This is a genomic window from Kamptonema sp. UHCC 0994 (assembly GCF_029167235.1).
GTDB lineage: Bacteria > Cyanobacteriota > Cyanobacteriia > Cyanobacteriales > Microcoleaceae > Kamptonema.
This window is the reverse complement of record NZ_JARFTR010000065.1, coordinates 50,827-65,137: the sequence shown is the minus strand read 5'-3', so window position 1 is coordinate 65,137 and position 14,311 is coordinate 50,827. Positions and strand designations below refer to the sequence as shown.

Annotated in this window: 9 protein-coding genes; all 9 read left to right on the top strand. The window is 43.3% G+C overall.

The window, feature by feature from the left end; genetic code table 11:
- Nucleotides 1–192: 192 nt before the first annotated feature.
- The 9 genes from PY364_RS06465 (at nucleotide 193) to PY364_RS06425 (ending at nucleotide 14,305) form a co-directional block, all read left to right on the top strand.
- On the top strand, nucleotides 193–3,432 hold the full coding sequence (locus tag PY364_RS06465; protein ID WP_275521405.1) for an amino acid adenylation domain-containing protein: 3,240 nt from the start codon (nucleotides 193–195) through the stop codon (nucleotides 3,430–3,432).
- 238 nt (nucleotides 3,433–3,670) lie between these two features.
- Nucleotides 3,671–4,975: a class I SAM-dependent methyltransferase gene (locus PY364_RS06460; RefSeq protein WP_275521404.1), complete on the top strand. Its 1,305-nt coding sequence runs from the start codon at nucleotides 3,671–3,673 to the stop codon at nucleotides 4,973–4,975.
- Nucleotides 4,976–4,988: 13 nt separating this feature from the next.
- Complete coding sequence (locus PY364_RS06455) at nucleotides 4,989–8,138, top strand: type I polyketide synthase (RefSeq protein WP_275521403.1); 3,150 nt, start codon at nucleotides 4,989–4,991, stop codon at nucleotides 8,136–8,138.
- A gap of 77 nt (nucleotides 8,139–8,215) precedes the next feature.
- Nucleotides 8,216–9,070, top strand: coding sequence for a 3-hydroxyacyl-CoA dehydrogenase NAD-binding domain-containing protein (locus PY364_RS06450; protein WP_275521402.1), 855 nt, complete (start codon nucleotides 8,216–8,218; stop codon nucleotides 9,068–9,070).
- 10 nt (nucleotides 9,071–9,080) lie between these two features.
- Nucleotides 9,081–9,332, top strand: a complete 252-nt coding sequence (locus tag PY364_RS06445; RefSeq protein WP_275521401.1) for an acyl carrier protein — start codon at nucleotides 9,081–9,083, stop codon at nucleotides 9,330–9,332.
- 13 nt (nucleotides 9,333–9,345) lie between these two features.
- Entirely contained in the window at nucleotides 9,346–10,491 is a 1,146-nt protein-coding gene (locus tag PY364_RS06440; RefSeq protein WP_275521400.1) for an acyl-CoA dehydrogenase family protein, read from the top strand.
- A gap of 43 nt (nucleotides 10,492–10,534) precedes the next feature.
- A complete protein-coding gene (locus PY364_RS06435) occupies nucleotides 10,535–11,605 on the top strand; it encodes an HAD-IIIC family phosphatase (RefSeq protein ID WP_275521399.1) in 1,071 nt (356 codons plus the stop codon).
- Nucleotides 11,606–11,672: 67 nt separating this feature from the next.
- Nucleotides 11,673–13,250 carry a condensation domain-containing protein gene (locus tag PY364_RS06430; RefSeq protein ID WP_275521398.1) on the top strand — a complete coding sequence of 526 codons (1,578 nt, stop codon included), beginning with the start codon at nucleotides 11,673–11,675 and terminating at the stop codon, nucleotides 13,248–13,250.
- A gap of 11 nt (nucleotides 13,251–13,261) precedes the next feature.
- Complete coding sequence (locus tag PY364_RS06425; protein ID WP_275521397.1) at nucleotides 13,262–14,305, top strand: TauD/TfdA family dioxygenase; 1,044 nt, start codon at nucleotides 13,262–13,264, stop codon at nucleotides 14,303–14,305.
- The last annotated feature ends 6 nt before the right edge of the window (nucleotides 14,306–14,311 follow it).

Sequence of the window (14,311 nt, the reverse complement as noted above, 5' to 3'; positions counted from 1 at the left end):
TAATTCCTGTAGGGGCGGGTTCACTAATAATAATTGCCGAAAACCGACAATCTCATAAACCCGCCCGACCGGTTCTTATAAGCAATTAATTGAACTTGATATAAAGGGGATATTGAAGCCGGATTTAGTAGAAAATTCAAGGTTCAGCGTACATAACTATTGATTGAAATACTTAGGTGCAGAGGTGCAGATATGCAAAAAGAAATTATTACAGGGTTTCGACTTTCACCGCAACAAAAATCTCTATGGTTGTTGCAGCAAGTTGAGTCTAAGTTGCCTTATCGCGCTCAGTGCGCTGTGGAAATTCAGGGAAATCTTAACAGGGAAATTTTCGAGGCAGCTTTGGAGAATGTGTGGCATAGCCATGAGATATTGCGGACTACTTTTCGCTGTTTACCGGGAATGGATCTTCCTTTACAAGTAATAAGCAATCGCAGCATTTCCTCCATTTACCACTATTCTTTGATCGAGCTAACTTCGCAAGAACAAGAGGCTAAAATTGAGGCAATTTTTGAAGAGGTAAGTCAACAGCCTTTTGACCTTGAGGAAGGACAGCTTTCGCAGATAGTTTTGATTGATCTTTCCGTTGAAAAACACAGATTGATTGTTAGCTTACCTGCTCTTTGTGCGGATACATTAACGCTGGATAACTTAGTGCGTGAAATTAGCGATACTTACGCTGCTAGTTTGCAGAAAAACAATCACTCTGACACACCGATTCAATACGCTGATATCTCGGAAATTTTCAATGAATTAATTGAGTCAGAAGATACCAAAGCTGGAAAGGATTATTGGCAGAAATTTGAACTTAATGACCTGTTTGCTAGTCAGTTAGTAGCCGAAAAAGAGTTTGAGCCAAAAAGCGAATTTACGCCCCAAAAATTCACGACTAAAATTGAGCGCAAATTAGCGACAAAAATTGAAACTATCGCTCAAAACTCTGAAACTTCTGTTCCGGCATTCTTACTAACTTCCTGGCAGATTTTACTCAGCCGGCTGACAGGAATATCAAAGGCCATCATCGGCACATATTGCGATGGTCGAACCTATGAAGGATTAGAGTCATCCTTGGGGCTATTTGCGAAATGTTTACCGCTGGTTTGCGACTTAGAAGAAAACCTAAAATTTAACGAAGTTTTGCAGCAGATTAGCGAATTAATGGGCAATAATTATGAATGGCAGGAGTATTTTACTGCCGAACAAATTACCGCCGCAACTGGCAAGAGTTCTGCTTACTCTTTCTTTCCCTTTTGTTTCGAGATTGAGCCATCTTTGCCGACATATTCTACGGGTGGTTTATCCTGGTCAATTTCTGAGCGTTTCGCCCATGTTAGTAGATTCAAAATAAAACTTTCTTGCCTTTTTCAAGATGATGATTTGATTTGCAAATTTCACTACGATGCTAACTTATTCCAAGTAGCAGATATCAGTAACTTGGCAGACCAATTTAACACTTTATTAACAAGCGCTGCCAATAATCCGAAAGCGACAATTAGCGAGTTAGCGATTTTAAGCGATCGCGATCGCCAACAACTGTTATTTGAGTTCAACAATACAAACACTGCTGGCGCGATCGATAAATGCGTTCACCAGTTATTTGAAGAACAAGTAAAACAGACACCCGATCGCATCGCCGCCGTGTTTGAAAGCCAGCAACTAACTTATGCTGAACTTAACGCGCAGGCGAATCAACTCGCCCATTACCTACAACAACAAGGAGTAGGCCCAGAGGTGCTCGTAGGGATTTGCGTAGCGCGATCGCTTTCAATGCTTGTCGGAGTTTTGGGCATTCTCAAAGCTGGCGGCGCTTACGTTCCCATTGATTCAACCATACCGCGCGATCGCCAAGCCTTCATTCTCACAGATAGTCAGGTGTCGATACTGTTGACTCAGCAGCACTTAGTCGCCGACTTGCCAACCAGCGCAATTCAAGTAATTTGCCTGGATGCAGATTGGGAAATCATCGCCTCTGAGTCCACAGAAAATTCCACCAGTGAGGTGAACTCTCACAATCTAGCCTATGCCATCTATACTTCCGGCTCGACAGGAAAGCCCAAAGGAACGTTGATTCTGCACCAAGGACTCACAAATTATCTCACTTGGTCTACCCAAGCCTATGCAGTCCAGAAAGGAACGGGAACGCTGGTTCACTCGCCGCTAGGATTTGACCTAACTGTTACCAGCTTATTTTCACCTTTGCTGGTGGGGAGTCGAGTAGAATTGCTACCGGAAAACCAAGGCATAGAGACGCTTTGCACTGCCTTGCGCCGCAGTTCTAACTTAAGCTTAGTCAAAATTACGCCGGCACACTTGGAGTTACTGGCCCAGCAAATACCGCCCCAAGCCGCCGCCGGTTTGACCCGCGCTTTCATTATCGGTGGCGAAAATCTGCTGGCTAGCAGCGTCGCTTTTTGGCAGGAAAATGCCCCCGATACCTTGCTGGTGAACGAATACGGGCCAACGGAAACGGTAGTTGGCTGCTGTGTTTATCAGGTTCCAGGGGGGGAACAGTTGTCAGGGTCAATTCCGATCGGTCGCGCGATCGCGAATACTCAGCTTTACGTGCTCGATCGGCACTTGCAGCCGGTACCCATCGGTGTCGTCGGGGAACTGCATATCGGCGGTTTAGGAGTGGCAAGAGGCTATTTAAACAGACCCGATCTCACTGCTGAAAAGTTTATCCCGAATCCATTCAGCGATGAACCGGGAAGCCGACTGTACAAAACGGGCGATCGCGCACGCTATCGGCCAGATGGGACTCTGGAATTCCTCGGCCGCCTAGATAATCAGGTGAAGATTCGCGGCTACCGGGTCGAATTAGGGGAAATAGAAGCCGTTCTCGTAGAGCACCCAGGGGTGCAGGAGGCTGTAGTTTTGCTTCAGGAAGATGGTAGCGATCGCCGTTTAGTGGCGTACATCGTTTTGAACCAGGAATCACCGGCTGCGATCGGCAAACTCAATCAATTTTTGAAAGAAAAATTGCCGGAATACGCGATCCCCTCAGTTGTCCTGACAGTACCCATGTTACCGCTGACTGCAAACGGTAAGGTAGATCGGCGATCGCTTTTAGCAATGGAAGCCGTCTCGTTGCGATCGGAAGTTGCGCCAGTTTTGCCTAGTAACTCTGTCGAAGGCGCGATCGCCAATGTTTGGCAAGAGGTACTGCAAGTAGAAAGGGTAAGCATTCACGATAACTTCTTTGATATTGGCGGTCATTCGTTACTGGTGGCTCAAGTTCACAGTCAACTCCGGGAAATTTTGAAGATGGATTTATCACTGATTGAACTATTGGAATATCCAACAATCTACTCTCTAGCAAAACATTTAAGTCAGGAGGAAGAACCAGAACTTGAATTTCAGTCTGTGCGCGACCGAGTTGACAAGCAAAAATCAGTTGCTACTCGGCAAAAACAACTCCGAATGCAAAGGTGACACAAGGAAACCGGGTTTCTTAAAAAAATCCCTAACTTTTAACTAGATATCTAAAAAGAAACCAGAAGGTGACACAAAGAAACCGGGTTTCTTAGAAAAATCCCTAACTTTCAACTAGATATCTAAAAAGAAACCCGGTTTCTGTTCAGAAGTACCTAAGTCCTCTAAATCAATCTCTCTTCCCTCTTCCCTAGCCCCTAGCCCCTAGCCCCTAGCCCCTAGCCCCTCTGAGGATAACATGATTAAAACTGATGACGAAAATCTAGTTCTCGCAACATCAACAGAGTCAGTAGATAACTTAAATGCTCAATTCTATGGCAGATTTCCTTATCCTTGGCGACCTTTAAAACTCGATCGACTCTCCGATCCAGATTTTGAGACCATCATGCTCAATCAAGACCTTGGTAACTGGCAGCATAACACTCTTCCTAACAACCCTAAAATTTGGGTAGCGGGATGTGGAACTAATCAAGCAGTTTTCACCGCATTAAAATTTCCTAATGCTACTGTATTAGGGTCTGACTTGTCAGCTCAATCGCTAGAACTCACAGCTCAAACTGCTGAAGAGTTAGGAATTTCTAACTTGCAACTCAAACAAGAAAGCCTCAATCAAATTACCTACAAAGAGCAGTTTGACTATATAATTTGTACGGGGGTAATCCACCACAATGCCAATCCTCAAGAAACTTTAGCTAAATTAGCAACTGCTCTGAAACCGCAGGGAATTATGGAATTAATGGTTTACAATCGGTTTCACAGAATCATTACCTCTAGCTTTCAAAAAGCCGTGAGAATTTTGAGCAAAAGCACAGATTCTTTGGTAAATTTTGAGTCAGAATTAGCGCTGGCGCTTAAATTGGTTAATGGGGGATTTTCTACGAAAAGTTTAATGACGAGTTTCTTGAATGAATACAAAGATGGCTCGGAATCTAAGTTAGCAGATACTTTGATTCAACCTGTGGAACATAGCTATACAGTTGAATCTTTATCTGAATTAACAAATACCTGTGGCTTAGAGTTAGTATCACCTCGCATTAATATATTCGATATGGCGAATGATACCTTTTCTTGGAATACGGAATTTAGCGAACCTGACTTGCAAGAATGCTATGATTCGCTGCCCGATTTATGTCGCTGGCAATTGTCAAACCTTTTGCAGCTTGAAAGATCGCCGATGCTATGGTTTTATGTCCAGCGCAAAGACTGCGTAGGCGTAGCCAGCCGCAGGCATCGCCCGCTTAAGTCGGAACAACAAATATGTGAAGAGTTTCTAGATACTAAGTTTGAAAAAAACAGTACCACGCAGCAAAGTTATCTGATGGGAAGCAATGGTAAATATAAACTTTCGCCTAATTCCCATTTTCCCAAATCTTCCTTAGATCCTGCTGTCAAAAAAATGCTCGATTCCTTCGATAGGGAAGTTTCAATGCGGGAAAATTTTCAGCGCCAAGGCATAAAAACAGAGTTTCAGAAAGTTAATAAACTTCGGCTTAAACTGACTACTTCAGCCTTCCCTTATTTGAAGGCAATTCATGCAGTATAACTGGGAAAGGTTCATGAGTAATTTAGAAACAGACAAGTCGATAGAAGAGATTGCAATTATCGGCATGGCCGGCCGCTTTCCGCAAGCCAAAAATATTGATGAATTTTGGCAAAATCTGCGAGAGGGAGTCGAGTCAATCTCTATTCTTAGTGAAGCAGAATTGATTTCTTCAGGGATTGACCCTAGTTTATTTCACAGTGCGAATCACGTCAAATCCGGTGCTATATTAGAAGACATTGATTTATTCGATGCTTCATTCTTCGGCTTTAATCCCAGAGAAGCAGCGATTACAGATCCTCAACACCGCTTATTTTTGGAGGAGGCGTGGTCAGCTCTAGAAAATGCTGGCTATGATTCGGAAAGGTATCGAGGTCAGATTGGGGTTTATGCGGGTGTAGGTTGGAATAGCTATTTGTTATTCAATTTAGCTGCAAATCGTGGTTTTCTAGGCACTGTAATTGATTACCAAACTCTGATTGGGAACGAAAAAGATCATTTAGCTCCGCGCACTTCTTATAAATTAAATTTAAGAGGGCCAAGTATTAGCGTTCAAACCAATTGTTCCACATCATTAGTTGCCGTACACTTAGCTTGTCAAAGTTTATTAAGTTACCAATGCGATCTAGCTTTGGCCGGTGGCGTGACGGTAAATGCCTTACAAAAAGCTGGCTATTTGTATCAAGAAGGAGGGGTTTTATCTCCTAATGGTCAATGTCGTGCTTTTGATGCTGGTGCGAGGGGAACTGTACCGGGGGGCGGCTTAGGAATTGTCGTTTTGAAGCGGTTAGAAGAGGCGATCGCAGATGGCGATTGCATTCACGCTGTGATCAAAAGTTCGGCTATAAATAACGACGGTTCTGGGAAAGTTGGTTACACAGCGCCCAGCTTGGAGGGGCAAGCAAGGGCGATCGCGGAGGCCTTTGCCATCGCTGACATCGAGCCGGAAACAGTGACTTATGTGGAAACTCACGGAACCGCAACAGCTTTGGGCGATCCGATCGAATTTAAAGCCTTGACAAAAGCGTTTCGCGTTAGCACCCAGAAAAAAACTGCGATCGCGTCACTTGCACATTGTGCGATCGGTTCAGTCAAGACCAATATCGGACATCTGGATGTCGCTTCTGGGATCGCAGGCTTGCTCAAAACTGTTCTGGCTCTCAAACACAAGCAGATACCGCCCAGCTTACACTTCCAGCAGCCCAATCCCGAAATTGATTTCGCTAACAGCCCTTTCTACGTCAATACCGCCCTGTCGGAATGGCCCGCAAACGGCACTCCACGTCGCGCGGGAGTTAGTTCTTTTGGCCTTGGTGGTACGAATGCCCATGCGATTTTGGAAGAAGCGCCAACAGCCGAAATTTCAGGGCCTTCTCGCCCTTGGCAGTTGTTGGTACTATCTGCCAAAACGCGATCGGCACTGGATGCGGCTACAGTCAATCTAAGCGATCGCCTCAAACAAAATCCCGATCTCAATTTGGCTGATGTTGCTTACACTCTGCAAGTTGGCCGCCGAGTTTTTGATCGCAGGCGAGTTGTTGTTTGCAAAGACATTCAAGATGCTGCGATCGCGCTTTCCGATCCGAAACGAGTTCTCACTTTGTACCGCGAGGCCGGCGATCGCACTGTCGCCTTTATGTTTCCGGGCCTGGGAACTCATTACCCCAATATGGCTCGCGAACTTTACCAAGTAGAGCCGGTATTTCGAGAACACCTCGATCGCTGCTGTCAGCTTTTCCAAGCTTACCTCGATCTCGATTTGCGATCGATACTTTATCCCAGTCAGCCGGAGATAGATGCAGCGCCAAAATCCCGCCTCGACCTGCGAAAAATGCTCGGTCGCAGCCAAGAACAGCCCGATCCTGCTGCTGAAAAACTGAATCAAACCTTTCTCACTCAGCCGGCTATTTTCGCGATCGAGTACGCTTTGGCTCAGTTGTCGATCTCCTGGGGAATCCTCCCTGTGGCTGCGATCGGCTACAGCATCGGCGAATATGTGGCCGCCTGTCTGGCGGGAGTATTTTCTCTGGAAGATGCGATCGCTCTCGTTGCCAAAAGAGCCTTGATGATACAAAGTTTACCGGCCGGGAAAATGCTGGCAGTTCCGCTTTCAGAAGCAGAAGTGCGACCGCTTTTAGGAAAAGACCTTTCCTTGTCAGCGGTTAACGGGCCTTCCCTGTGCGCGATCGCAGGCGATCCTGATGCTGTGGATCGACTGGAACGCCAGTTAACTGAAAGCGGTTTAGCTTGCCGGCCGATTCCAACTTCTCACGCCTTTCATTCTCAGATGATGGATGCGATCGCGCTCCCCTTTATCGAGTTAGTTAAAACCTTCAATCTCCAGCCGCCAAAAATTCCCTATTTATCCAACGTTACGGGAACTTGGATTACGGCTAGTGAAGCCACCGATCCGAGTTATTGGGCAAAGCATTTATGCCAGCCGGTGCTATTTGCAAATGGAGTTCAAGAGTTATGGAAAAAACAGAATTTAATTCTGTTAGAAGTTGGCCCCGGACAGACATTAAGCAGCTTGGCTGTGCAATGTAAGCCGAAGGATTTAACCGCCGATTGGACTGTGCTACCAACGCTGCGAAATTCCTGCGATCCGCAATCCGATGTAGCATTTTTGCTCAATACATTAGGTCAACTTTGGCTAGCGGGAGTCCAGATAGATTGGCAAGGTTTTTATGCTTCCGAACGTCGGTATCGCATCCCTTTACCCACCTATCCATTTGAGCGCCAGCGTTATTGGATTGAGCCACAAAAACAAGTATTAACTTCTGTGGAGAAAGCAACCGAACAGCAACAGGGAAGCTCGAAAATTGCCGAGTCAAGTATTCAGAATTTCGATCGCCCCAACTTGCGAAATGCCTACATTGCTCCTAGTAATGAAATCGAGCAGACAATTGCCGATATCTACCAAGAACTATTAGGAATTAGGCAAGTTGGCATCCATGACAACTTCTTTGAAATGGGAGGAAATTCTCTAATTGGTATTCAATTACTTTCCCAAATTCGCAAATTATTTCAAATTGAACTTTCTATCCGCTCCCTATTTGCAGCACCTACGGTAGCGGAATTAGGCTTAGCGATCGAGGAAACAATTGTAGCAGAGTTAGAAGAATTAACAGAAGAGGAAGCTAAAAAGCTTGTCTTAGTTGGATAAATAGGATATTACGCATTACTTACATAAGTTCTAAAAGATCGACTTCATCTGAAATTACCAAGGATAAACCATCAATTATGAACATTCAAATAGTCGGTGTTATTGGAGCAGGCGTTATGGGAGTCGGGGTTTCGCAAAACCTCGCCCAAACTGGTTATCAGACGATTTTACTAGATATTTCTGAAAATATTCTAGAACGCGCCGAACAGGAAATTAAGGAGAATATTCGCTTTCAAGGTCTTTTTAACAAACAAAAAAAACTTTTACCTCCCGATGACATCTTAAAAAGGATTACATTTTCAACTAATTTCAAATTGCTAGATCGTGCAGATTTTGTGGTTGAAAATGTCACCGAAAAATGGGATATTAAAAAGGAGGTGTACGCACAGTTAGATGCCATTTGTCCAGAGAAAACTGTTTTTGCCGCGAATACATCTGCCATTCCCATTACCCGCATTGCTTCAGCAACTAAACGAGCTAAAAATGTGATTGGGATGCACTTTATGAACCCAGTACCAATGAAATCAATGGTAGAAGTGATTCGCGGGTATCACACCTCCGACGCAACAATTGAAATCGCCAAAAGTTTTTTAGCCCAAATGGGCAAAGAATGTATTATTGTCAACGATTCACCTGGGTTTGTTTCTAACCGCGTGTTGATGTTAACAATTAACGAAGCGATTTTCTTATTGCAAGAGCGAGTAGCTTCAGCGTCAGACGTGGATAAAATTTTCAAAACTTGTTTTGGTCACAAAATGGGGCCGCTAGAAACGGCAGATTTGATCGGATTAGATACAATTTTACTGTCTATCGAAGTTTTGTATGAAAGCTTCAAAGATAGCAAATATAGGCCGTGTCCCTTGTTAAAGCAGATGGTAGAGGCGGGGTTATACGGTCGGAAAAGCAAACAAGGTTTCTACGTTTATCAGTGAATTATTTAACATGAAAGAACATCGAGCAAAAATCAAAGCATTCTTGGCGCGGGTTTTCGGTAACTACGATTTGCAGGACAATGAAGATATTTTTGGATTGGGATTTGTTAACTCAATGTTTGCAATGCAACTGATTTTATTTGTAGAACAAGAGTTTAAGATTTCCATTGAAAATGAAGATTTGGAAATTGAGAATTTCAATAGCATCAATGCTCTGGTTAATCTAATCGAACGCAAAACTACTGTGCTAACAAGCAATTGAGTTAGGGGATGAAATGAAACTAGAATTAACTACAAAACAACAAGAGGCTAAATCTGAATTTAGAGCCTTCGTGAACGAGGAAATAATACCTTATGCTAGCCAGTGCGATCGCGAAGAGTATACTCCCCCAGAACTGATTAAAAAGCTAGCTCTGCGAGGCTTTTTGGGTGCTGCCATACCCGCAAAGAACGGCGGTAGCGGCATGGATGCGATCGCCTATGGCCTGCTTAACGAAGAAATTGGGCGCGGTTGTTCTTCATTGCGGAGTTTGCTAACAGTTCACAACATGGTTGCTCACGTTCTTTGCAAGTGGGGAACTCAGTATCAAAAAGAACAGTGGATACCCAAGCTAGTATCAGGTGAAGCGATCGCAGCTTTTGCACTCAGCGAACCTAACGCCGGTAGCGACGCTAAAAGTGTAGAAACAACTGCAACTCTTTCAGGTAATTTCTACATATTAAATGGGAAAAAAAAATGGATTACCTACGGACAAGTTGCCGATTTATTCTTAGTTTTTACCCAGTGTGAAGGCAAACCTACTGCTTTCTTGGTTGAAAAAAATAGACCGGGACTATTGATAAAACCCATTGTGGGAATGTTGGGAACGAGAGCTTCCATGCTAGCAGAACTGCACCTAGATGACTGCCAGATTCCCCAGGAAAATCTCGTTGGTAGACAGGGTTTTGGTTTCTCTCATGTCGCTTCTTCTGCCCTAGATCGTGGCAGATATAGCGTAGCATGGGGCTGTGTAGGCATTGCTCAAGCTTGCTTAGAAGCTTGCATTCAATACACCTGCTACCGCCAACAATTTGGCGTTTATCTGAGAGAACACCAGATAATTAGACAAATGATTTCTGAAGCTATAGCTAATATAAAAGCAGCCAGATTATTGTGCTATCAAGCTGGCTATCTTCAAGAAATTGGCGATCCACAATCGATTTCACAAACCTCAATTGCTAAATACTTTGCCTCCACAATGGCAGTTAAAGTAGCCAGCGATGCCGTACAGATTCATGGGGGCAATGGTTGCAGTCGCGACTATCCTGTGGAACGGTATTTCCGAGACGCAAAAATTATGGAAATTATCGAAGGAAGTACCCAAATTCAACAAATTACTATCGCTGAATTGGGTTATCAAGAGTACGGAATATTAGCATAAAACAACGTTAAGCATCAAAATTTAATGGTAAGGACATCAACCTATGATTAACCTAACATCTGAACGAATAGAGAGCCAAGAACAAAATCAAAAAACCATCAAATGTTTAGTTTGGGATCTCGATAATACTCTCTGGAATGGTATCCTCTTAGAAAATGACAAAATTTCCCTGCACAGCCATGCAGCCCGCATTATCACCACCTTAGACAGTCGAGGCATTTTACAATCTATTGCTAGCAAGAACGAACGCAGTCTAGCAATGGCAAAACTGCGAGAGATGGGATTAGACGAGTATTTTTTATATCCCCAAATTAACTGGAATTCCAAGGCTACTTCAATTAAGGAAATCGCTAAATCGCTTAATATTAGTATCGACGCGATCGCCTTTATTGACGATCGGCAATTTGAGCTAGAAGAAGTCAAGTTTTCACTGCCAGAAGTGTTATGTCTTGATGCAGCAAAACTGGATTTTCTGCTAGATATGCCGGAAATGAACCCCCGTTTTATTACAGAAGATTCACAACTGAGAAGGCTAATGTATATCAACGATCTAGAACGCCAAAATGCCGAAAAAGAATTTGTCGGCCCTCAAGAAGAGTTTTTAGCTACTCTCAATATGACCTTGACTATTTCCTATGCAAAAGAAGAGGATTTGCAACGAGCCGAAGAATTAACAATACGGACAAACCAACTGAATGCAACTGGTTACACCTACTCTTACAATGAACTCAATCAATTTCGGCTCTCGAACCAGCACAAACTACTAATTGCAGGCTTGGATGACAAATATGGAAGTTATGGAAAAATCGGGCTAGCACTTGTGGAATGTAACGAGTATATATGGAGGCTAAAACTATTGCTAATGTCTTGTCGCGTTATGTCCAGAGGTGTAGGCGCAGTCTTTCTTAATTATATTACAAGCCTTGCTAAAGATCGTAACGTTCGCTTGTTAGCTGAATTTGTTTCAACTGAGAGAAATCGCATGATGTATATCACTTATAAGTTTGCAGGTTTTAAGGAAGTTGAAAGCAGAGGTAATTTTGTAATTTTGGAAAATAATCTAACGCGGATTCAGCCCCCACCTGATTATATGAAAGTACAGGCGCTCGATTGAAGTACATTAAAGTACAGCATTTTTACTCGTGATTTTTTTCATATAACCCTCACTAGAAAACGGCATCATGGATAGTAAAAAAGACGAAATTTTACAGCGACAGTCTCAGTTTTCACCAGCAAAACAAACTCTTCTCCGACAGCGGTTGAGCGGTAAATTTAAAATAGAAACGCACTCATCGCCAACTATTCCTCGCCGTTCCAAAATCGGCCATGCACCCGTGTCCTTTGCTCAGCAACGACTGTGGTTTCTTCACCAGTTAGATCCCGAAAGCGTTTGTTATAACATACCCGTATCTGTGCACCTTACGGGTGCGATCGATCTAGCAGCGCTTGAGCAAACATTCAATGAAATCGTGTTGCGTCACGAAATCCTGCGTACTACTTTCAAAATAGTAGAGGGTCAACCCGTTCAAGACATCGCCCCTGCGCTAGCAATAAATCTGCCTGTAGTAAACCTGCGCGAATTACCAGAAACTACGCGCGATCGCGAAGTTCAACGCTTAGTAACTGAGGAGTGTCAACAGCTTTTTGACTTAGCTACTGGCCCCTTAATGCGAGCGAAGATATTACAATTAGGCGCTAGAGAACATCTGCTACTATTTGTTATTCATCACATTATTTCTGATGGTTGGTCAGCCGGAGTATTGATCCGAGAAATTGCCACACTTTACAATGCTTTTTCTCAGAATCAACCTTCACCACTGCCAGAACTTCCGATCCAATATGCTGACTTTGCAATTTGGCAAAGGCAGTGGTTACAAGGGGAAATTATAGAAACACAACTAGCTTACTGGAAGCAGCAATTAGGTAGCACTCCTCCCATCCTAGAATTACCCACAGATCGACCGCGATCTGCTAACCAAACAACACGCAGTGCCAAACAATTATTAGCACTCTCCACAACTTTAACTGATGCACTTAAAACACTCTCTCAGCAAGAAAGTGTCACGCTATTTATGACTTTATTAGCGGCTTTTAAAGCGCTGCTTTTCCGCTATAAAGGTCAAGTAGATATTGTGGTCGGTTCGCCTATTGCCAATCGGAATCGAGCTGAAACAGAAGGGTTGATTGGATTCTTAGTTAATACCCTGGTTTTGCGGACTAATTTATCAGGAAATCCGAGTTTTCGGGAAATTTTACAGCGAGTGCGAGAGCTGTGTTTAGGCGCTTACGCCCACCAAGATTTGCCCTTTGAGAAGCTAGTGCAAGAAATGCAGCCAGAACGAAATCTAGGTCATCCTCTTTTGTTTCCAGTTTGGTTTGTTCTCCAAAATTCACCTGTTCCCGCCTTAAAACTTCCGGGGGTGACTTTGACTCTTTCAGAACTCGATATTGGGGAAGCCCGCAATGATTTAAAGCTGGATTTAACGGAAACACCGGAGGGAATTAAAGGCTTTTTTGAATACAAAACTGACTTGTTTGAAGCAGCAACGATCGCGCGTATGGCAGAGCTATTTGAAATTCTACTCAATCGAGTTGTTGAACAGCCAGATATTCATTTAGATGCACTAGCACAAACATTGGCGATCGCAGAAGAACGACAGCAGTTGTCGAAAGAAAAAGAATTTCAGGAAGCACGTCGGCAAAAGCTCGGAAATATCCAGCGTAATGCAGTTACAAAGGCTATTCAAGAAATAAGTTAAGCAACAAATATATGACTAACATAGAGTCGAAAACAACAAATAGCATCCCGCTAATCAGCGCAACACGAAAAACAGTCAAGCTATCGGAGACTAAGCTAGTTAAAACTGATTTATTTCAGGCTAAACAGCCACTGCCATTAGTAGTTCAACCTGTCGTAGAAGGTCTAAAGTTAGTTGATTGGGCGGCAAATAATCGCCAACAAATTGAGACATGGTTATGGCAACATGGTGGTATTTTATTTCGGAATTTTGACATCAGGGAAATAACCGAATTCGAGCAGTTAGTCAGCGCGATTTCTGGCGAGTTACTAGACTATTCTTACCGTTCAACACCACGCAGTCAAGTTGGTGGCAAAATCTATACTTCAACTGAATATCCAGCCGATCGATCTATTCCTTTGCACAACGAAATGGCCTACTCTCGCAGTTGGCCGATGAAGATAGGGTTTTTCTGCATTAAGTCAGCAGAAACAGGTGGAGAAACGCCTATTGCTGACAGCAGAAAAGTTTTTCAGCGCCTAGATGAAAAAATCAAAGAGCAGTTCATAGAAAAACAGGTTATGTATGTCCGAAATTATGATACTCAATTTGACTTAACATGGCAAAATGTTTTTCAGACAGAGAACAAATTAGAAGTAGAGAATTATTGCCGAAAAGCTGGCATTGAATTTGAGTGGAAAGACAACAATTATTTAAGAACTCGCCAAGTCTGTCAAGCTGTTGCTACACATCCTAAAACAGGTGAAAAAGTGTGGTTCAATCAAGCTCATTTATTCCATGTATCGAGTTTAGAACAGGAGATAAGTCAAATACTGCTTTCAGCACTTCCAGAGGAATATTTGCCGCGCAATGCTTATTATGGTGATGGCTCTGAAATTGAAAAATATGTGCTAGATGAAATTCGCGAATTGTATCAGCAGGAAGCAGTTATTTTCCCTTGGCAAGATGGAGATGTATTAATGCTAGATAATATGCTAGCTGCTCATGGAAGAATGCCTTTTTCCGGCTTGCGGAAGGTTGTAGTTGGGATGGCAGAACCTTTTATAGCTCAGTAAAAAAAA

Coding starts and splice junctions, on each gene's coding strand:
- PY364_RS06465 (WP_275521405.1), top strand. CDS start 193: ATGCAAAAAGAAATTATTACAGGGTTTCGACTTTCACCGCAACAAAAA.
- PY364_RS06460 (WP_275521404.1), top strand. CDS start 3,671: ATGATTAAAACTGATGACGAAAATCTAGTTCTCGCAACATCAACAGAG.
- PY364_RS06455 (WP_275521403.1), top strand. CDS start 4,989: ATGAGTAATTTAGAAACAGACAAGTCGATAGAAGAGATTGCAATTATC.
- PY364_RS06450 (WP_275521402.1), top strand. CDS start 8,216: ATGAACATTCAAATAGTCGGTGTTATTGGAGCAGGCGTTATGGGAGTC.
- PY364_RS06445 (WP_275521401.1), top strand. CDS start 9,081: ATGAAAGAACATCGAGCAAAAATCAAAGCATTCTTGGCGCGGGTTTTC.
- PY364_RS06440 (WP_275521400.1), top strand. CDS start 9,346: ATGAAACTAGAATTAACTACAAAACAACAAGAGGCTAAATCTGAATTT.
- PY364_RS06435 (WP_275521399.1), top strand. CDS start 10,535: ATGATTAACCTAACATCTGAACGAATAGAGAGCCAAGAACAAAATCAA.
- PY364_RS06430 (WP_275521398.1), top strand. CDS start 11,673: ATGGATAGTAAAAAAGACGAAATTTTACAGCGACAGTCTCAGTTTTCA.
- PY364_RS06425 (WP_275521397.1), top strand. CDS start 13,262: ATGACTAACATAGAGTCGAAAACAACAAATAGCATCCCGCTAATCAGC.